Genomic DNA, 20689 nt, shown 5'->3' with positions numbered 1-20689 from the left:
ATATTTCCTCAGTTTTTCCTATGCTTCCAGATTTTTCCTGCCTTCTCCCTGAGGCTTTCGCGTCGCCCGGTTTCCGGATTTTCCGGACGGAATACGCCTTCCATAGCGCACAAGATTTCCTCACTTACCGGAGCAATCTTCATTTCCAGCTCCAGTACAGACCCCGGCGTCAGCCCTTCCAGACAAAACCATGGATCCGGATGGGAGAAAACCCATACGCCCCCGGACACCTTTTTTCCGCTGCAGGACATTCTTTTTACAGGCTCTCCGTTTACTTCCAGTTTTCTAAGGAAGCACAGGCAGCTTTCCTCCCCCGGATCGATACGCAGTCTGGATACATCCTGCTCCAGATATTTCCGCAGAGACAGTTCTCCTCCCTGTACAGGAAACAGTTCTGAATTTTGTTCTGAAAATTCCTCTGATCCCGCATAGTAAAGCCGCAGACCGTTCCGTGCCTGTTTCTCCAGTCTCTGATCAACCAATGTCCTGACCGGCAGGACACCCGGCGTTATCTTTGTATAAAGCTCCCGCACCGCCACATGAGCGCCGGATACATACTTCTGGAAATTCCGTTCCATCTCCTGAAAGACCGGGAGAAGCGTTTCCTTTAATCCGAAATGTGCAATCAAATCCTCTGTTTCCCATTCTGATTTTCCCGGACCGGAAAGGAAATAATGAAGAACGCGGTATTTCAGGAACTCCACGGGAATGGGAAAATCAAAGGTCCATTCATAATCCAGGAGAATTTTTCTGCCGCTGTCGCAGATTAAATTTGCCATAATCAGATCAATATCCGATACCGGAAGAGACTCCGTACCCGACGGAAAAGCCGCCGCCGCAGATGCACCAAATACAGCGGCAAACTGCGGATTTTCTCTAAAAAAAGGAATTCTGGGTTCTGCAGGGATAACCAGCTCCAGATAATTCTGTATCTCTTGCAGGGCAGCTTCTTTCCCCTTATTACGAAAGCATCTCTCCGCCTTCGTCTGGAAAGTCTCGCCCTGTACATATTCCAGCTCCAGGCAGTCCTCTTTTAAACAGGAGCGGTTGATCTCCAGAGTATCTCCGTACAGTCTCTCCAGTTCTTTCTGCATCTGACGGATATGCCTCAGGTGTTCCATTCCTTCCCGGTTAACTGCCACTTTCTCTACTCTTTGATCCGCGGCAATAACCGTATAAAACGAGAATCTGCCCGAACGTTCATTGGAAAATTTTACATAAACCGGTGTTTTCTGTGTTTTGTCCGAAAAAGATCCGCTTCCGAAAACCCGAATAAAAAAAGAATTGGAGAACTGCGGAAACAATCCGTTTTCCAGAAAAGTCTGCTGAACTTTTCTGTCATCGAAAATACGAAGCCTCTTCCGGTCATAGTTATTGTCAATGATATCAAGTTCTCCCGGTTCGGGCAGTCTGCTGTCACTGTAGAGCGCCATTGTAAAACGGCATTCCGGATAAGGGTAATAATATCCGATTCTCTCAGACGGGATTTTCCCCTTTGCCAAAATATCGTCCCATTCTTTTTTACTGCGTGTCTCCGGAAGATTCCCTGTCTGGCCCTCCAGCCCGGAAAAGAACTGACCGGACAGCTGCTCCGGCACGCCTGCAAGATATTGGAAACCCAGCCGGTTTTCCGCAAGAATCCAGATTTCCCCGTCCGGGTCCAGGTGCTTACTATAAAGGCTGTCCAGAATCTGCGCTGTCATTCTGCAGGAGAAAGATTCTTCCACGACGATTAAGGAATACTTTCCCAAAAGAGGCTCAGCCAGGGCGTATTCCCCGGCATAGACCGTGAGATTTGTAAACTTCCGATGGCGGAAGGCGTTCACCAGTGATCTCTTCGCCGATGCATCCAGACAGTCTGCCGTTTCTGCGTGCTCCGCCAGGATGCCGGTAAGTGCTCCGCACCCGGAACCAAGTTCCAGAACTTTCCCGGTTTTTTTTCTCAGAAAAGGGCGCAGGACATTTTTCCGGATATCCGAGAGATGATAAAGCTTTGACCAGGACGGATTCTCCGCAATCGCCTTATCCCTGCTTTCCGGCCAGCTCTCATCCTGCACAATACGCAGTATTTCTTCCAGATCCGCATCCTGCAGTCTCTCTGCGTCCGTCCGGACCGGCTCTTCCCGGAATACATCCGTATTCAGCTGCACGCTTCCAATCAGCTCCATATCTTACCCCGCCCCTATAAAAACCAGCCGTTTTCTCCCTGACAGCGCTGTCCGGTTCAGTCTATCGTAACCACAGAATTCATATCATAAAAGCCGACGGTGTTCTTATTTGAGATTACACTGATATTTACTACATCATACAGCCTGTGATGGACTTCAAATTCCTCTCTGTTATTATAGCCGGTGCATCCGAGAGAAAGAAGATATTCTCCCCCCTGCATGTTCATTTCCTGTGTAAAAGTAACCGTCTTGATATCTCCCGGACTGTAATCGAAAGACGCGTTTTCAAACATCGTGTTGGTACCTGTTACTTCTGTGCCCTTTAATGTTTTAAACGTATAGGAGGAGATCAGATAATGCACGTCCTCGTGTATTTTTATTCTCACCCGGATCGTAAACCGACTCCCCTTCATGATCGAGCTGGTGATAATGCCGTCCTCGTCCAGCACGGCATAATCAATGATCTCCGCTTTTTTATCCCCGTATTCTGTGCAGTGGGGGTTCCTGGTAAGATGCTGCTTCCAGTCGGTTGCAGCCGGCTCAGCCTCGCCCGTCCTGTCCGCGGGAACCGATGTAACATCTCTTCCCTGATCATCTACCTGATGAACCAGAACCTTTTTGTAAAGGTTAATCATATTGTTGGGGGTTCCCTCCGCCAGCTTATTGCCGTGGTCCAGAAGGACTACCCGGTCGCAGTACCTGCTGATACTGCTCAGATCATGGCTGACAAACAGAATCGTCCTGCCCATTTTTTTGAATTCATCAAACTTCTTATAACATTTATTCTGAAAGAATACATCCCCTACCGAGAGAGCCTCGTCCACGATCAGGATCTCTGGATCAATATTGATGGCGACAGCAAAAGCCAGCCGCACAAACATGCCGCTGGAATACGTCTTGACGGGCTGATAGACAAAATCCCCGATGTCGGCAAAATCCAGAATATCCTGCAGCTTCCGGTCGATTTCTTCTCTGGAAAAGCCGATCATGGTTCCGTTCAAATAAATATTCTCGATTCCGGTGTACTCCATATCAAAACCGGCTCCCAGTTCCAGAAGGGCAGAGATTCTTCCGTCAATCTGTACGTTTCCCTCTGTCGGACTCAGCACGCCGGTAATAATCTTCAGAATGGTCGATTTACCGGCTCCGTTCGTGCCGATAATCCCCATGGTCTCTCCCTTTTTCACATCAAAGGAAAGATGGTGCAGCGCATAGTGCTCTTTATACAGTTTTTTTCTGGTAAGCCCCAGCGCATCCCGCACCCGGTCGGAATTTTTGCTGTAAAGCTTATACATCTTGCTGACATCCTGCACACGGATGGCATATTCATCACTCATAGTATTGTCCTGTTATTTCAGATTCGCCCGGATTTTCCGGAAATCCACAAGCGTCTTCCGTCCGGTCTCGAAAATTTTCCTGCAGTTTACAGAATTTACCCCGCCCTGTCTTTTTCGGAAGGTAATCGGAATGAATTTCTGCTTTTCCTTGTAGTACGCGCCCAGGGCGGTGAGAATGACATTCGGCAGCTCATAATCCTCCGGCATAAGAGGCAGGAATCTTGCTACATAACGGCTTGTCATCAGGCGGAAGGGAACGTTCGCGTCCGGAACCCTGACGCCGAAGACAGAGCGTACAACACTGCGGAGCACCCTCGAAACAAAGATTCTGCCTCTGCCGTCCTGACGTTTGAAGCGAATCCCGAAAATCCCCTCGTACTCCTTCCGCAGCTCCCAGAACGCCCCGAACTCTTCCGGAACCGTCTGTCTGTCCGAATCTGTCTGAAAAATATAATCTGCCCCGCCCTTCAGCGCCAGGCGATATCCGTACAAAACCGCGGGACCGTGGCCTCCGTTCTCCTTGGTTTCCACCTGAAGAAGAGGACGGCCGATCCGACAGTCCTCCAGGATATCCGCTGTCGCGTCTGTGCTTCCGTCATTGATGACAAGCAGACGGGATTTTCCGTCTCCGTCATGCTGCTCCACCACAGGATACCACTCCTCTATGACCGCACGAATGGTGGCCGCCTCATTGTAGGCGGGAATCACGATATACAAAACATCCATTTTTCTGATTCTCTCTTAAAGGACATCCGCAAAATGGGGCTTGAGCTTTCTGAAAATATGCGTTCCCAGAAGCCAGACAGCAATAGCCAGTCCCCAGAAATACAGGGTCAGAAGCGGATGATTCCAGAACCACTGCTTATTGATCAGCGCGTCGCGGTATCCGCCCACAATATAAAACATGGGATTCAGCTTCAGGATGACACGGACCCATCCCGGCATGCTGACCGCATCCATGTTCCACATAATCGGGGTCATCCAGATCAGAACCTGCAGAAAGATATTGACAATCTGCATCAGATCCCGGAAAAAGACGGAAACAGCGCTTGTAGCGTAAACCAGCCCCAGCGTAAGAAAAATCATACAGAAGGAATAGTACAGGATCTGAAGATCGTACAGATCCGGAAACATTCCGTAACAGGCGTACATAATCAGCATAAAGATGATAAAAAAGGCATGTACAAAAAGGCTTGACACCACTTTTACCACCGGAAGCGTGCTGATTTTGAACACGACCTTTTTTACCAGAAAATTGTACTCTACCAGGGCATGTGTGCCTGAATTAAAGGCATCCGAAAAGTAGAACCAGGGAACCAGCCCGGCGATCAGCCAGAGTACATAGGGAACCGCTATGCCGCGCTTGGTGGACTGGGTTCCCGCGTTGAGCGCGAACTGGAATACAAACCAGTAGACAAACACCGTGACAATCGGCTGGACGAAAGCCCAGATAATTCCCAGATAGGAACCGGCAAATTTTTTCTTGAAATCATTTTTGGCAAGAGTTCCGATCAGCTTACGGTTCTGACGGATCTCCCGTGGTATTTCCCACATGAAGCTTCCATTCCTCTCAGCAATTAGTATTCTCGCGTCAGAACTTATCTGTTCCGGGATGCCAGATAGTCACGGTAGGAGCTGTTCACCTTGTCCTTGTCCGAAAGGATGAGATCCTTGTCTGTCATTCCTTCCGGCATGGGCCATTCCACTCCGAGATCCGGATCGTTCCACATCAGGCCGCCCTCGTCGTTGGGATGATAGAAATCCGTTACCTTATAGCAGAATTCCGCGTAATCGGAAAGTACAATAAAACCGTGCGCAAAATTTTTAGGGATGAAAAACTGCTTTTTGTTTTCCTCTGTCAGCGTGACGCCGAACCATTTCCCGAAGGTCTCGCTTCCGTCCCGCAGATCCACAGCGACATCGAAAACCTCGCCCCGGATCACCCGGACCAGCTTGTCCTGCGGATGGTTGATCTGAAAATGCAGTCCCCGCAGCACTCCCTTTCTGGAAGCGCTCTGATTGTCCTGCACAAACTGGCAGCCGATGCCTGCTTCCGCGAAATCATTATAGTTGTAGGTTTCCATAAAATATCCCCTGCGGTCGCCGAACACTGTCGGTTCCACCACATAGAGTCCCTGAATTCCGCCGCAATCCTTTGTAACTGTAATTTTTCCCATTGTATTCTTCCTTTCGCGTTCTTGCCGTGCTTCGCACGGCTCCACGCTCATCCCTGTTGTCGTTTCTGGAGCGAAAGCTTTCTGGTCCGCAAGCGGCCCGCAAATCACATTGTTTTTCGTGCATAAGTCCACGCGCTGCTTCGTTGCTTTCAGCAACTCTCGCATCGCTAACAGGAATTCGCATTCTCGCCGTGCTTCGCACGGCTCCACGCTCATTCCTGTTGTCGTCGCTAAAGCATGACCGGACCTGCATGCAAGCATGCGCCTTTGCTGCTTTCTACGGTTCGTGCATAAGTCCACGCGCTGCTCCGTTGCTTTCAGCAACTCTCGCATCGCTAACAGGAATTCGCGTTCTCGCCGTGCTTCGCACGGCTCCACGCTCATCCCTGTTGTCGTCGCTAAAGCATGACCGGACCTGCATGCAAGCATGCGTCCGGTCATGCTTTGCGACTGACTTATGCACTAATTATAATAGATACTGGCTGTTTCTGCAAGGAAGGCGCGGGCATGGCTTTTTCTTCTAAGTCCGGGCATGTATTTTTTCTTTACCGGTAGGTATCGTATGCCTTTTTATACAGCGGCATGATGAGCCGAACGACCCATTCCGGCCAGAATTTCCGGAACATCCGGATGTCTTCCTCCTCGCGTCTGTGGGAGGCGATATACTGCATGCTGGCCGCGCCGGGATAGACCCTGTAATAGACAAGGGGGCTGTCCTCATAGAGTATTTTCCCCGGTTTTTCCGCCAGTTTCAGAAATGTATCCCAGTCAATGTTAAATTTCAGATCTGTTGTAAACAGTTCATCGCCCAGCACTGCCTTGTGGTAGGAAACAGTCGGACAGCAGATACTGTTTCCCAGGGAAAGAACTGCCTTTTTCCAGAACCGGCTCTCCGCCATCGGCCCGATTTTCAGAGGGCTGCGCAGAAAACGGCGGATTCTGGAATTTTTATCTCTGGGTCCGATTTCTCCCGAACGGATCGGAATATAATCCGTGGTAAAGGCCAGAACTGTTTTTCCCCTCTCCTGTTCTGCTCTTTTCTGCAGTGTCTCCGCATAGAAGCGGTCATAGATGTCATCCTGATGCGCCAATGTTACCCAGTCTGTTTCTGCCTCCTGATAGGCAAAATTCCAATCATCCCGAAAATTATTCTGCCCGTACCGTATCTTCAGCGGTATTCTGTATTTTTCCGCCAGGGATGTGATCAGGCGGTTGGGCGCCGGGGCGGTCATAAGGATTCCGGCCGGTACGGTCTGCTCTTTCAGCGACCGGATACAGTCCTCAAGATATTCGGATTCTCCGAAGGCGCAGATCACAAAGGTATGAGAAAAGTTCATTGATTTTTCCTATGTTTCTTTCTATATTACAGCAGCGCCATCAGATCCATGACGGCAAACGCGGAACACAGACCTGTTCCCGCCAGGCACAAAGGCGCGATTTTCCGCTCCGGATCCAACCGGCTGATCTGCTGATATTCGTAACCGATGATCAGGATCAGAACCCAGTACATCAGTGAATAGGTTCTTCTGGCAGACACCCAGATTGTCGGCGTAAATCCCATGATACAGCGTGAAGCAGTGACGGCCAGCAGCGTCAGGCTGACAGCAATGGAAGCCCGGCTGTAATTTTCCAGATCCATGAGCAATACAAGGATGATGCCGCCGATACAGATGTAAAAGATCAGCGGAAGATACCGGAGAGGATCTGTGTAGTTAAACAGCCCCAGGGAGCCGTACTGTCCTTCCGAATAATAAATCGCGCTGCAGATTCTGCTGCGGCCTGCGTTCTCTTTGATCGCCCACCCTGCCAGCGCGGCAGCAAGAGGAACTCCTGCCAGGAATTTCATCCGGCCGGATCTTTTTCTGACAAAGGCCAGTGCCAGAAGAACAACGCCTAACGCGGCGGAAACCGGGCAGGTTCGCAGCCAGAAACGGTTCATGGTGGAGGTAAAACCCATCTCCATTCTGTGGAGCACCGAAAGGGTTTCAAATCTGGGAAACCAACGGTCGGGTTCTCTGGAATAACGGATCCGGTTGCCCGGACAGAACAGAATCCACAGAAGCTCCGCCACGCAGACTGCCTGAAGAACCAGGACAATTTTTTTGTCCTCCGGGTGCAAGACCAGCCAGATCCACAGGCAGAGAAAAACAGCCACACAGATGATTTCCTCGTTGCAGGCGTAAATCAGGCAGGCCAGCATGACTGCCGCGGCTTTCCCGGAATGCTGCCAGGATTTTCCCAGAAGGATGGAAAAGGCGGTGATCAGGAAAACAACGGGCCAGTAATACGATACCGTTCCCACGATCCAGCCGCAGGATCGGTAGATTTCAATCGGCATCAGCAGCATCAGCCCGAGCACCAGCGCCCTTCCGCGGGTATCCCCTGCCCGAAAAATTCTGCATATCCGCGCATGAAACAAAACGGTGACCAGTGCATTACAGACAGCCCAGACAGGGAAAAGAAGCACCAAAAAGTTAGCAAAGAGATTGATAATCACCCGGGAGGACCATTTCAGCACGTCCCCGCTTACCTTTGCGGCCACCTGGCTGCAGACATTCCGGAATGTCTGCGAGCCCCAGGCATTCAGGAAATCCGTATAAAGCTGTTTGTCATCGCTGGTGCGGTAATAAAACCGGAATTCCAGAATCAGCACCGCCAGGAACAGAAAAATAGAAAAGCAGTTGTCCCGGATCCATTTCTGAACTCTGATCAATTCTGCCCTCCCACCGTTATCTGATACCCGGTATCATAAAATTTGTTTTTTCCGAAAATCAGCATGACAGAATAAACGCCCCGGTCCACCTGATCCGCCCGGATTCTGGACTGAAATCCGCAGTAAAGATAACTGTATCTGCCGGTGCCGTACCGGCTGTTGATATCCTTTCTCTGCTGAAAAAAAGTAGTCATCCCGATAAAGGTTCCCGTATCTTCCCGGTAGAGCCCTACCTGGAGATCATCGTCCAGCTTCCGTCCCAGCGGAAGCGCCCATCCGGTCATATCAATGTATTCTCCGACAGTTGCCGTTTCCACCTCCCAGGCAAGAGAATCCAGCCTTGCCAGAGAATCCGCCGGAACGCTCTGTATACTGACCGCATGGTCAAAATGCCTGTGATGATCCGCGCAGACAGCCGCGGCGGCCAGGACTGCGGTAAGCAGCACAGCCAGAAGCAGAATTCCTGTAATTTTTCTTCTCTTTCTTTCTGTCATTTTCCGCATATTACAGAGTAATCGTTCCGAGGATGGGAATCTTCCAGGTAAGCAGCTGTTCTACTTCTTCCTGTACGGCGGAATATCTGGAATGCTCCGTTTTTTCCACCAGGATAACCGCGTCGGATCGGTCTGCCTTTGCCATGGTATCGGGGTCGGACGCCAGGTTCTGTCCGCAGAGCCAGGTCCGTCCCTCCTTCTGTCCCTGTTTTTCCGCCCGCGCCAGCTTTTCCGCGGTCTCCTGCAGTTCTTCCGTAGAAATATCCCCGGTAAGAAGAATGGTCCTGATCTGCCCCTCCGGTTCTGTCCGCAGCATCCGGCTGCATCTGGAGATATTTTCAACCGCAAGCCGGTATCTGGTTTCTTCCTCCGCCTGATTTTTTTTATCTCCGTCCAGCTTCTCCACCAGACGGTCAAGGGGTCCTCTGCGTCTTTTTTTATCGGGAATAACCGCCAGGCTTCTGAGCCCGAAGGTACTGTTCCATTCCCGCGCGGAAAGAATTCTTCTCCTGCAGACCAGTCCGATCATGCACAGCAGGATCCCCGCCGCAATGCCCAGGACAAAGCCTGCCAGGGCGTATTTTACAACAGCCGCCGCCGATGCCGCCGCTCCTGTTTCCCCGGAGAACGTATCCTTCGCCGTATCCTTTTCCGCCTCCAGCCGGTCCATGTCCGTTGCGATTTCCGCATAGCCCTTCAGCTGCTCACTCAGCCAGATCTCCAGCTGCGGGTCGGAAAAATAACCGGTGGACACCGTTCCGACGGAAACGGTATGAGCCCCTGCTGTCTGCGCGATCTCTGTTTTCTGATTCTCCAGCTGGCGGATCAGTTCCTTCAGGATCGTCTCCGCGTCGCCGGTATTTTTATGCTTCACCGTAAGAGAAATCAGCCCCGACGGTGTCTCCGGGCTTTCTTTCCACTCATCCCCGAAGCTTACCAGTTCGGAGAGATACTCTTCTTTCGTATCCATATCCGCCGCCAGTCCCGACCAGTCTATTCCGGAGGTCAGAAAGCCCTCGTAGGCCTTCTGCAGCGCCGCCGTCTGGTCCGGATCTTCTGTAAGGACGCGGATACTGACATTCGCCTGTGCCTCGTGTCCCGGATCAATCGACGCGAGGATACTGTTGTCCAGATACTCGCGCGTGCTTTTCTGCCTTTTTTCCAGCTTTTTCAGAAGAGAACTGTAGGTTTCTGCTCCGGAAGAACTGCTGTCCGGCTCCGACAGGTCATCAGAGGAAGAAGAAACAGCAGACGTCTCCTGTCCTTCCTGTCCGTTCCGGAGTTTTAATCCCTGATATCCTCCCAGTGCAAGCGCGGCAAGCAGACCGAAAACGACGATCCCCCTCCATCTCCGGAACACACGGTACATCAGTGTGGACATTTTTATTTCTCTCTCTGCCGTCTCTGTATTCATACCCTCTCTCCTCTCTGCCGTGCCGCATCATACAGGTTTCCCAAAGCTCTTTCTTCTATCCGGAATCCGCAGGGTTTTCTTTTCTCCTCGCGGAACCTCCTGTTTCCGAAAACAGCCATGGCCGCCGCAATCCAGAAAATGTTGTAGGAAAGAGACATCACCGAGTCATTGATCAGCCCGTTCAGCGCGTTAAGCGAAAAAACCATGAGCAGATAATAGTTCCTGGTTTTGTAAAAATACCATTCCGCCAGAACAACGCAGGCCATGACCAGACATGCCATCACCACGCCGTATTTCTGGAGAAACTGGAGAAACATATTATCGACGTAAAGGACATTGTGGGAACTGGCGACTCCGTTGGCGTTCAGCCCGTTCCCGACCCACCGGATTTCCTTCCCGAACCAGGTGATTCCGTATCTGCGGAAAGATTTCTGCTGATAGACCAGCCGCTGGGCAAGAACCGTGTTGAGCCTGGCCATCCAGCCGACCGACAGATTGTAGCCAACTGTCACCACGATGGTAAAGACTGCCGCCGCCGGATAGAGCAGCACATGAAGGATGTTTATTTTTCCCAGCTTCTGCGGAATCTTCGGAAACAGCTTCAGCAATAAGGCCAGAACCAGCACCAGGAGGCTCAGAAGAAAAGACATCCTGCTGTCCGTTTTCCGGTAGATCCAGAGTGCCGATACACCCAGCAGCGCCAGAAGCGCCGCGGAAATTTTCTGTCGGTACAGATAAAAGCAAAGCAAGATGATGTGGAGCAGATATCCGCCCGGGTACAACGCATACAGAAAGCCCAGATATTCTCTGTTGTTCCGTGTCGTCTCCACACGAACATAATTGGTGATCAGACCCAGCTCTGCGCTCAGGACAATAAAGGCAAGGAGAATGGCAAGCAGGGCAAGAACAAACCGCGCCATCTGCTCCATGCTCATGTTCCTTCCGCAGAAAATCAGCAGAAACATGCAGGCGACAGGGAGATGGTCCACCCGCAGCGCGTTCATACAGAAAGAGGAAAACACAGCCAGCCAGATCCATGTCCGCGCCGAATACTTCTCAAACAGCAGCTCGTGCAGGACAAGCAGAAGGATGGCCGCCATGCAGAAAGCATTGCTGGTACGGTCAGAAATATACGCCGCGTAAAAACTGCTCTGCATCAGCGTACGGAACAGATAAAGTCCCAGGGCGATATAGTACAGGACATCCCCTGTGCGGATCTGTCTTCCTCCGGCAATCATCTTCCGTTTACTGCGCTCCTTCCTGTTTTGCCACCGATTTCACTGTATGAAACAGGATTTTTACATCAAGCCCAAAGCTCTGGTGGTCAATATAATACATTTCCATCTTCTGACGCTCACCGCTTGCGTAGGTGGCGTCGTTCCGGGCGTAGGCCTGCCAGTATCCGGTAAGTCCCGGCTTCACACTTAACAATTTGGCCGCCTCTTTTCCGTAAATCCGGACTTCTCTCTCTGTAACCGGACGGGGTCCGACAATGGACATACTGCCGCCCAGAATATTAAAAAGCTGGGGAAGTTCATCCAGGCTGGTGCGCCGGATAAAGCCTCCGACCCTGGTAATCCTCGGATCATCGTCGATCTTGAATTCTCTCCTGTACTGTTCCATCTGCTCCGGACTGAGTATGCGTTCCAGGTCTCCGGCATTCCGCTTCATGCTGCGGAATTTATATACTGTAATCCTCTTTCCGTTTTTCCCGATTCTGTGGTGTCCGTAAATCGGATTTCCTCCGTCGTCGGCCATGACGGCAATACAGAGCACGGCCAGCAGGGGTGAGAGCAGAATGATGCCCAGAAGCGAGCCCGCGATATCCAGTCCCCTCTTGAAGCCCAGATAAATACTGCGGGAGACGCTTTTTTCCTGCTGCCAGGCGCTTCGGTCATATTCCATGGGCTGGCGGTATTCCAGATAATCCTCCAGACTACGCAGTTCCTCTCCGGTCAGGTAGTCCGGATACACTCTCCCTGAACGGAAGGTGAGATACCGCCCGATGGTCAGAAAGAAAAAGCCGGCATCCTGTCCCAGACTCCAGTGATTCAGATACCGCTCTTCCCCGTATTCCTCTCCCGGCTTCACGCACCACGCGCCGGTCAGTCCGGGCTTCATGCAGAGCCGGCGCATAATTTTCGGATGGTCAATAAAATATCCCAGGGACGGGGCCTTCGGCCCGACAAAGCTCATGTCTCCGACCAGAATGTTGACAACCTGCGGCAGTCCGTCCAAATGGGAAGCCTTCAGGAATCTGCCGATCCCGGTGTACGGTGATTTTCCCTTGGAAATTCTCTCTTTCGCATCCACGCGCAGAATCCGGTACCGGTACTGGTGAAAACGTCTTCCGTTTTTTCCGACACGGACTCTGGCCAGAAGGACCGGTCCCCGCGATTTCAGATTTCCCAGTGAAACCAGAGCTGTGACAAGCAGGTAAAAAGGCATGCAGGCAAGCGAAAGAATAACATCCAGTGTTCTTTTTATCAGGAATACTCTCCCTTTTTCCGAGAAATCCGGAAGATAGCTGACGACAGCGCTGTCGCCTAGCATCTCCTGCACTCTCCGGGAACTGTTGACATAAAACTCCGCCACGTGAAGATGCACGGTTTTTCCCATTTTCTGGAACTGTTCCACCCACTTTTTCGCGTCGATATTCTCATCCGGCATCAGATAGACGGAGTCTACCTCCTGCACCCGGATGTCGTCGAAGGCGTGCTCCAGCGTGCTGATCACGGGAATATTCTGGATATACTCTCCCTTTTTCTCTTTATCCGTCAGAATAATCCCGACAATATGAAGTCTCCAGTCTCCCGTCCTGTTCACATTCTCAATCATACCTGAAATGTTCTGCTCCGCGGCAATGAGAACAATTCTCTCCGCAAACCGGCTGTTCCGGTACCGCGGAAGATAGAGGCCCTTGACGGCCTGACGCACGCCGAAAACCATAAACAGGGAGACAATCGGGTAGATGACCATATAGATACGGGAATAGTGCTCGCTGGTCTTGGTGAAAAACAGAATCATGATATCCAGCACCATGACCAGGGCCACCATCCGCAGAGACGCCAGAAATTCCTGCCCGGCTGTCCGCTTCAGATAATCCTCCCGGTACAGGACCAGAAAATCAACGACAAGATAAGAAACCAGAATTCCGAGAAGCAGCGGCGTATACACACTGAGCCTGGCATCCCGGTGCAGCTCCACCGGGAAAATGACACGGATACCGAAGGACAGAAAAAACGAAGCGACCAGCGCCAGAATATCCGTGATATTCATGATATAGAGAGAAGCTCTTCTCTGCGTACTCATTCCTGTACAACCTTAAAGACACTGTAATCATTTACATCAGCCAGGAACCGGAACCCGCTGTCCGTAACCTGTACACCTTCCGGAATTTTTGCCCGGTCGATGACAAGATACGTATAGGAGTAGTTCAGCATCATCTGCCGAATCATCTGGAAATCCGGATTTCCTGACTCCATCTGCTGAAACACGGCTTGCTGATCGACGCCGACGGCAAGGATATACTGCCCGTATGCCTCCCGTCCGTACATCAGATCAATATCCATCGTGTACTGATGAATATAACACATCAGCCGGGAATCTACCAGTGCCCGCGGATGAGCCTCCTGCATCAGCAGGTAATCCGAGACATCAATCACCCCCTGCGGAAGCTTATAGGCGTTTGTGATAGGAAAAAAGCGGTTGGTGTCCGAATCATATACCCTGTGGCCGCCAAGCAGGCAGACGGCCGCCGTGCAGATGCAGACTGCTCCCTTCAGCGACTTTTTTCTGCACTTTCCAGCAATGCTCACCGCCGCTGCCGCCATGATCGGCACAATGGGAATCATCCAGAATGTCCGCCAGTAGGCATACGTCAGGACCGGAACCCAGAGCTTCCGGTACAGAAAGGGATTCAGGATCAATGCCGAAAGGATCAGAACCGGAATCGTAAAATTTCTCCACTTTTTTTCCGCAGCCAGCAGGTAAACCAGGCAGACGAAGAAAAAAAGCAGATACCAGTTTCCCTCGAACGCCATCTTTACCGCCGCTGTCATTTCTTCCCATGCTGCAGCCATTTATATCCACCACCTCTGCTTTAACGCGATAAAGACGATTACATACACCAAGGAGGGTATACAGGAAACAGCGGCAGCCGGAAAATCTCTCCACCTTCTGCACCCGATGACATACCAGACCAGAAAAACAAGAAACAGCGTTCCGCTGAAAATGATGCCGATACTGGAGAAAAGACAGCAGCTCATATTCAGAAGAAACAGCGGGAAAAACAGCCGCCTGTCCCTGTCCTGCATCAGTTTGATATAAAAAGTGAAAAACGAGGGGATCCCGAGAGCCGCCAGAAGCGCCTTTCCCTGCCAGATCCGGATGAGGGCGAAGGCTGCCTCGGAATGGCTGCCGCCGCCGAAGAAGAGCTGCATGAGGGCCACTGCCGCCAGAAACGCAAGTGTTTTTGTCCGGTTCTTCTGAAAGAGAAAATATCCCATCAGCAGATAAGCCGCATAGGACAGCAGAAGCAGATACACGGGATAGATCGTGTGCGCGAAGACAGCCGGATGAATCCCGGTCAGCTTCGGAAAAAGCGCCAGAAACAGCGGCCAGGGAGAAGAAACGTCCTTGGCAAAATCGTCTGCCACATACAGGCCGATATAGTCCCCGTTTCCGGGATGTACGACGAACATCCGGTTGTTCTTCCACGCGTCTACGGCCAGTGCCACAAAACGTGCGTCATCTTCATCCAGATGCATGCGGAGGGCAAATTTATAGCACTGATATCCGACCAGCAGTATAGAAAGGAACAGGAAAAGAAGATCGGTACGAGAAAACTTCTGTCTGACACGGGACAAAACGCCAGGGCGGGAGTGCCTGACATCCGAGCGGTATGCCAGAAATGACAGAACAAGAATAAGAGCGATCAGAACACACCATAACGTGACGGGGAGCAGAAAACTGCTCTCCGTCAGAACAAAAGGAAGTGTAATTGCCTGAAAACACGCCCACATCACCAGATTGCCGGCCAGTATCATTGCCAGACTGCCGGTCAGCAGCGACATTTCCGTAAAGCCGGCCCGTGAAATGACCAGCCTCCCGATCATCCAGGGGACCGGAATCAGAAGAACTGCCAGGACTGCCAGTTGAAGTACCATCCACATATTCCTGCTCCCTTATCTTTGTATTTCTCTGTGTCGTGCCTCTGCCCGACGGACCGCCTGCATCCGCAGTTCTGCCGCCGGATATTCTCGCTTTCAGGCTTTCAGACACGGATACCAATCCCGCCGGCTGAAAACTGTCTCTTACCGGATGATTACCGCAAACCTTCCGATCTGATTGTAAAGGTCGGTAAACCGGGAGGCATTTCTGCCGATATCACCGGAAATGGAATCACTGACATAAACGGTATTGGTCCGTCTGTTATAGCCCTTCAGTACCACGCAGTGTTCCTGTGAAAACCACGGATAATTTCTTCCCCCGTAGCTCTGATAGCCGGTCACATGCGGGGAAGCCATTCCTGTTGTGGACCAGACCAGAACCGGGTATCCCTGATCCAGATAAGAATACAGCTGTTCCATGGACGAACCTGTGATGTCATAGGCGCGCAGACTGCTTCCCTTTGCCGCCAGATAGCGGTTTGCCGCGATGACGATTCCCGGCGGGTAAACGCCGGCCCCGTTCACAGAGTGCGGATTTCCGACAAAGGAAACCGCGTAATTCGATCCATACGGCAGGTAGTTATCCGCGATAGTTGTCTTTCCCAGACTGAATCCGTTATAAAGCAGCAGATTGGTCAGGGCGACCGACTCACAGCCGGTCGGAAGCTCCGGGAACTGCATGACACAGGGAACGTTCAGACGAATCTGATCCTTTACAAACGCGTTGGCTGTGCTTCCGGGCGCGCCGCTTCCCTTGATCCGAAGCTGAATCTGCAGCGCCTCCATCCGGTAGGAACAGCCGGAAGAACCGGCGGACTGGCCATTGCATGTCCATCCCAGCCAGCCGTAATTCTGGATGTGGGCGCGGTAATAGATATCATAATAATTCGCGATATCGCCGGTCAGACGGAGCTGGACGGCCTCCAGCCGCAGGCTCCTTCCCTCTGTCCCGCTTGTGGAACCGTTCGCGGCCCAGCCGCTCTCCCAGCCGATGTTCTGGATGTGAGTGCGGTACTCGATTCCTCCGTAGATGCTTCCCCCGTTCAGTCCGATGCGGACCGCTTCCATCCGGAGGCTCCTGCCGGTTGTTCCGGCTGTTCCTGACGCCCAGCCCATCCAGCCGATATTCTGGACATGCGCCTGTATGGACACAGACGCGTCATAGGCAGGAACCGAAGTCGAGCCGTCATTGGCCGGGGCAGCTTCCGTGTTCGGAAGGATACGGATCTGAATAGCCTCCAGCCGCAGGGACTGTCCGGTTGTTCCAGCCGTCTCTCCGTTCTTTGCCCAGCCCATCCAGCCGATGTTCTGCGCATGCACACGATAGTAGATGGTATATTTGTCCGCGTCGTTTCCGGTCAGGCGCAGCTTCAGCGCCTCCATACGGAGGCTTCTGCCCTCCGTTCCGGCCACGGTTCCGTCCGATACCTCTCCCATCCAGCCGATGTTCTGTACATGGACCTGGTAATTGACGTGGAGATCCGCCTGCCCGGAGAGACGGATTTTCAGCGCTTCCATACGAAGACTTCTGCCGTCCGTCCCACCTTCCGCGCCGTTAGAAACTTCTCCCATCCAGCCGATATTCTGCACATGGGCGGAATAGAGAACATCCATGTGCGAAAGCTCTTTTTCCTGTTCCGGCGCCGATGCCGCAGAAACTTCCAGGGTCTGCTCCTGCTCGGAACTGCTGCCCTGTACCGAATTGTCTGAGCCCGCAGCGTCTGACTGTGAAACGACAGAAGGCTCCGCCGAGTCGGGTGTCACCGACCCAGAACCGCTGTCCGTCCCGGAACTGCCGCTGTCCGCGCCACCGGACTGTGTATCTTTACTGTCCGCTGTGCCGGACGCTGCGCCTGTGCTGTCCGCTGTGCCGGTGGTTTCCTGCACAGACTGCGTCGTTCCCGTCCCGGATGTCCCGGTGCTGTCCTCCGCGTAGACCGGTGCCGCCGCCGTCAAAAAGACGGCCGCCATTGCCGCTGCCAATACTCTTTTTACCAGTTTCCCTCTCATTTTGCTTCTCTGCCCCCTGCTGTTCTTCCTCCTGTCTGCGGCGCCCCGCGCGGAAACCGGCCGCTTCATGGAGCATTTACTGTTTCACACATTCTTTATTGATACAGTTGTTAAAAGTACCTTTTGCCGCCCCTGTATAATTATGCCCATCGTCGGACTTTTGACCCTGGTATCGTTAGCATTATAGCATTGTTTATCCGGTCAGAGGAACAGAATTTCCGCCGCTGCCCGGACAAAGTCCCCCTTCAGATAGCCGCCCTGTATGAGTTTCCGTACTCTCTCAGGCTTCGGAAGATCCCGCAGTTCCAGAAAGCCGTCCAGAACCTTCCTTTTTGACTCCGGCATCGAACCGCCGTACCTCTGCCGGAAGATCTCAGCCTGACGGTAGTTTCTCTGCATCGATGTCCTGGTCTGGGGATCCTTCAGCCGGTCCAGGCGATAGCGGAAGGATTTGACATTCTTGGCCGCTACCTGGTTGTCTCCGTGCTGTCGGTACAGCATCAGTTTTTCCGGCAGATGGACAATGTGCCCGAAGGCGCTTGCGTACAGTGCCGCCCACCAGTCGTGCATGGGGATTCCCGGCTCCGCGGTTCCCAGATGGCTATACGCCTCTCGGTTCAGCATACAGGTACAGCCTGTCACATAATTCTGAACCAGCAGCCGCGGGAGAGTGACATAAAATTTCGCGATCTGAAGCTGGTTTTCCCGGATGTTCATGGGCCGCAGCTCTGCATCCGCCACAACATACTCCGAGAATACCAGGATCGGTTCCTTCGGACGGGAAGTTTTTTCCTCGTTCCGCATGACCTCCAGCGTCCGGCCCACCTTCTGCGGAAACCAGACGTCGTCCTGATCGCAGAACATGATGTAATCCGCTGAAGCGTGGCTCAGAAGAGCGAAGAAATTGGCGGCCGCGCTGCCCCCGGGAAGGGCATCCCGGATTAACGTGATCCTCCCCGGATTTGCCTCCTGATATTCCTCCAGAATCTCCGGCGTTCGGTCTGTAGAGGAGTCGTCCCTGACCAGGATCTGGATACCGGGGTAATTCTGCCCCAGCAGGGAATCCAGCTGTTCCCTGATATATTTTTCTCCGTTATACGAAGCAAGAAGGATTTGGACCATGCGCAAAACACCTCCGCCTGTTCCGCCCGTCACTGCTCCGGCACACCGATTTCCTGCAGGTACCTGTGCAGCGCATCCTTCCAGTCCGGAAGCGGACGGAATCCGTTTTTCACCAGCTTAGACTTGTCCAGACGGCTGTTAAACGGTCGGGCCGCTTTGGACAGACCGTATTCCGCTGTCGTAACCGGTATAATCTTTGTTTTCATACCGGCCTGCCTGTATATTTCACAGGTAAAATCATACCAGGAAATATAGCCTCCCTCATTGGTGACGTGATAATAGCCGTATTTTTCCGTCTCTGCCATATCGACAAGCAGGCGGGAAAGATCCAAGGTGTAGGTAGGCGTTCCGATCTGATCGTTTACCACGCGCACCTCGTCGTGAGTCCTGCCCACCTGAAGCATCGTCTTGATAAAATTTTTTCCGTTTTTTCCAAATACCCAGGCGATCCGCACGATAAAATATTTCTCCAGCGTACTGCTGACGGCCTGCTCTCCCTCCAGCTTTGTCTGTCCGTACCAGTTCAGCGGCCGGTAATCTTTGCAGTCCGGATCCCAGGGCTCGGTTCCCTGTCCGTCGAAAACATAGTCCGTGCTCAGGTAGATCATCTTCGCTCCGGTCTTTTTCGCCGCATCCGCAATATGCTGCGTCCCTCCGGCGTTAATTGCCCGGACCTTCTGCGCCTTGTCGTCATCCTCCGCCATATCCACAGCTGTCCAGGCCGCGCAGTGGACAATGACGTCCGGCCGGATTTCCGAAATGGTTCTGTCCACCGCGGCCGCGTCTGTGATATCCAGGGAGACATAGGGCATCCCGCAGACCGGGGAACCGTCCTGCATACCGGAATACTCCGGGGCAAGATCGCTGCCGATTCCTTCATATCCCCGCTTTTTCAGTTCATTCATGACATCGTGGCCCAGCTGCCCGGCCACGCCTGTGACGAAAAATTTCATATCCGCTCTCATCCTCCGCATTTTCACCTACAGCCGTACCAGCTGACCGGCAAATCCGTTTACTCTCAGCGGTTGCCGTACATTTTCTGATAGTAGTTCTGGTACTCGCCGGAAATGATGGTCTTCCACCAGTCCTGATGATCCAGATACCACTGGATGGTCTTTTTGATTCCGTCCTTAAACATCGTCTCCGGCAGCCAGCCCAGCTCATTATGGATTTTCGCGGGATCAATCGCGTACCGCTGGTCATGTCCCTTCCGGTCTGTCACATGGGTAATCAGGCTCTCCGGTTTACCGAGCGCCTCGCAGATCAGGCGGACAATATCAATGTTCCGCATCTCGTTGTGTCCGCCGATGTTGTAAACCTCTCCTACCCGTCCTTTCCGGATAATCAAGTCGATCGCCTTGCAGTGGTCTTCCACGTACAGCCAGTCGCGGACATTCAGGCCTTCTCCGTATACCGGAAGCGGCTTGTCCGCCAGCGCATTGGCGATCATCAGCGGAATCAGCTTCTCCGGGAACTGGTAAGGGCCGTAGTTGTTGGAGCAGCGGCTGATTGTCGTGGGCAGGCCATAGGTTCTGTGATACGCGTTTACCAGCAGATCCGCGGATGCCTTTGAGCTGCTGTAGGGACTGGAGGTATGAAGAGGGGTATTCTCCGTAAAGAAGAGATCCGGCCTGTCAATCGGCAGATCTCCGTAAACCTCGTCCGTGCTGACCTGATGATATCTCTGAATACCGTATTTCCGGCAGGCATCCATCAGGACGGATGTCCCGATAATATTGGTCTGCAGGAAAATCTCCGGATTCTCAATGGACCGGTCCACGTGGGATTCCGCCGCAAAGTTCACCACGACATCCGGATGCTCCTCTTCAAACAGGCCGTATACCGCAGCCCTGTCACAGATGTCCATTTTTACGAAACGGAAATTCGGGCTGTCCATCACCGGCTCCAGGGTAGAGAGGTTTCCGGCGTAGGTCAGCTTGTCCAGACAGACAATCCGGTCTTCCGGATGCTGCTTCATCATGTAAAAGATAAAATTGGAGCCGATAAACCCGGCTCCGCCGGTCACTATGATATTCATAACATTCTCCTTCCGGCATCTCTGCCTGCATCTCTTTTTTTCCGG

The 20689-nt window shown here is 52.4% G+C and carries 17 protein-coding genes; all 17 read right to left on the bottom strand.

Going from position 1 to position 20689, the window contains the following annotated elements:
- Nucleotides 1-8 precede the first annotated feature (8 nt).
- Nucleotides 9-2168: a class I SAM-dependent methyltransferase gene (locus tag FYJ60_RS09165; RefSeq protein WP_154458381.1), complete on the bottom strand. Its 2160-nt coding sequence runs from the start codon at nucleotides 2166-2168 to the stop codon at nucleotides 9-11.
- Between the two features lie 56 nt (nucleotides 2169-2224).
- Nucleotides 2225-3505, bottom strand: coding sequence for an ABC transporter ATP-binding protein (locus FYJ60_RS09160; RefSeq protein WP_154458380.1), 1281 nt, complete (start codon nucleotides 3503-3505; stop codon nucleotides 2225-2227).
- Between the two features lie 12 nt (nucleotides 3506-3517).
- Entirely contained in the window at nucleotides 3518-4231 is a 714-nt protein-coding gene (locus tag FYJ60_RS09155; protein WP_154458379.1) for a glycosyltransferase family 2 protein, read from the bottom strand.
- Nucleotides 4232-4246: 15 nt separating this feature from the next.
- Complete coding sequence (locus FYJ60_RS09150; protein ID WP_154458378.1) at nucleotides 4247-5059, bottom strand: ABC transporter permease; 813 nt, start codon at nucleotides 5057-5059, stop codon at nucleotides 4247-4249.
- Between the two features lie 44 nt (nucleotides 5060-5103).
- A complete protein-coding gene (rfbC, locus tag FYJ60_RS09145) occupies nucleotides 5104-5682 on the bottom strand; it encodes a dTDP-4-dehydrorhamnose 3,5-epimerase (RefSeq protein WP_154458377.1) in 579 nt (192 codons plus the stop codon).
- A 545-nt stretch (nucleotides 5683-6227) separates the two neighbouring features.
- Entirely contained in the window at nucleotides 6228-7019 is a 792-nt protein-coding gene (locus FYJ60_RS09140) for a glycosyltransferase family 2 protein (RefSeq protein ID WP_154458376.1), read from the bottom strand.
- A 26-nt stretch (nucleotides 7020-7045) separates the two neighbouring features.
- Nucleotides 7046-8395 (bottom strand): hypothetical protein, encoded by a 1350-nt coding sequence (locus FYJ60_RS09135; protein WP_154458375.1) that lies wholly within the window; start codon nucleotides 8393-8395, stop codon nucleotides 7046-7048.
- Nucleotides 8392-8889 (bottom strand): hypothetical protein, encoded by a 498-nt coding sequence (locus FYJ60_RS09130; RefSeq protein WP_154458374.1) that lies wholly within the window; start codon nucleotides 8887-8889, stop codon nucleotides 8392-8394. Before FYJ60_RS09130 ends, FYJ60_RS09135 begins: the two co-directional genes overlap by 4 nt.
- 10 nt (nucleotides 8890-8899) lie before the next feature.
- Nucleotides 8900-10303, bottom strand: a complete 1404-nt coding sequence (locus FYJ60_RS09125; RefSeq protein ID WP_154458373.1) for a hypothetical protein — start codon at nucleotides 10301-10303, stop codon at nucleotides 8900-8902.
- On the bottom strand, nucleotides 10300-11541 hold the full coding sequence (locus FYJ60_RS09120; RefSeq protein ID WP_154458372.1) for a hypothetical protein: 1242 nt from the start codon (nucleotides 11539-11541) through the stop codon (nucleotides 10300-10302). The genes FYJ60_RS09125 and FYJ60_RS09120 overlap by 4 nt, the downstream gene beginning before the upstream one ends.
- A 7-nt stretch (nucleotides 11542-11548) precedes the next feature.
- The gene (locus FYJ60_RS09115; protein WP_154458371.1) at nucleotides 11549-13615 is read right to left on the bottom strand and encodes a sugar transferase; all 2067 of its coding nucleotides are present in this window, start codon (nucleotides 13613-13615) and stop codon (nucleotides 11549-11551) included.
- On the bottom strand, nucleotides 13612-14385 hold the full coding sequence (locus FYJ60_RS09110) for a hypothetical protein (RefSeq protein WP_154458370.1): 774 nt from the start codon (nucleotides 14383-14385) through the stop codon (nucleotides 13612-13614). Before FYJ60_RS09110 ends, FYJ60_RS09115 begins: the two co-directional genes overlap by 4 nt.
- Entirely contained in the window at nucleotides 14386-15471 is a 1086-nt protein-coding gene (locus FYJ60_RS09105; protein WP_154458369.1) for a DUF6077 domain-containing protein, read from the bottom strand. It abuts the gene before it with no gap.
- A gap of 147 nt (nucleotides 15472-15618) precedes the next feature.
- Nucleotides 15619-17484, bottom strand: coding sequence for a C39 family peptidase (locus FYJ60_RS09100; protein WP_205839044.1), 1866 nt, complete (start codon nucleotides 17482-17484; stop codon nucleotides 15619-15621).
- Nucleotides 17485-17685: 201 nt separating this feature from the next.
- Complete coding sequence (locus FYJ60_RS09095; RefSeq protein ID WP_154458367.1) at nucleotides 17686-18606, bottom strand: glycosyltransferase family 2 protein; 921 nt, start codon at nucleotides 18604-18606, stop codon at nucleotides 17686-17688.
- 29 nt (nucleotides 18607-18635) lie between these two features.
- Entirely contained in the window at nucleotides 18636-19559 is a 924-nt protein-coding gene (rfbD, locus tag FYJ60_RS09090; RefSeq protein ID WP_154458366.1) for a dTDP-4-dehydrorhamnose reductase, read from the bottom strand.
- 65 nt (nucleotides 19560-19624) lie between these two features.
- On the bottom strand, nucleotides 19625-20644 hold the full coding sequence (gene rfbB / locus FYJ60_RS09085) for a dTDP-glucose 4,6-dehydratase (RefSeq protein WP_154458365.1): 1020 nt from the start codon (nucleotides 20642-20644) through the stop codon (nucleotides 19625-19627).
- Nucleotides 20645-20689 lie beyond the last annotated feature (45 nt).

It is taken from the genome of Bilifractor porci (genome assembly GCF_009696005.1).
Taxonomy (GTDB): domain Bacteria; phylum Bacillota; class Clostridia; order Lachnospirales; family Lachnospiraceae; genus Bilifractor; species Bilifractor porci.
Note: the sequence above shows the minus strand (reverse complement) of the source record. Positions and strands in the feature narration are given on the sequence as shown.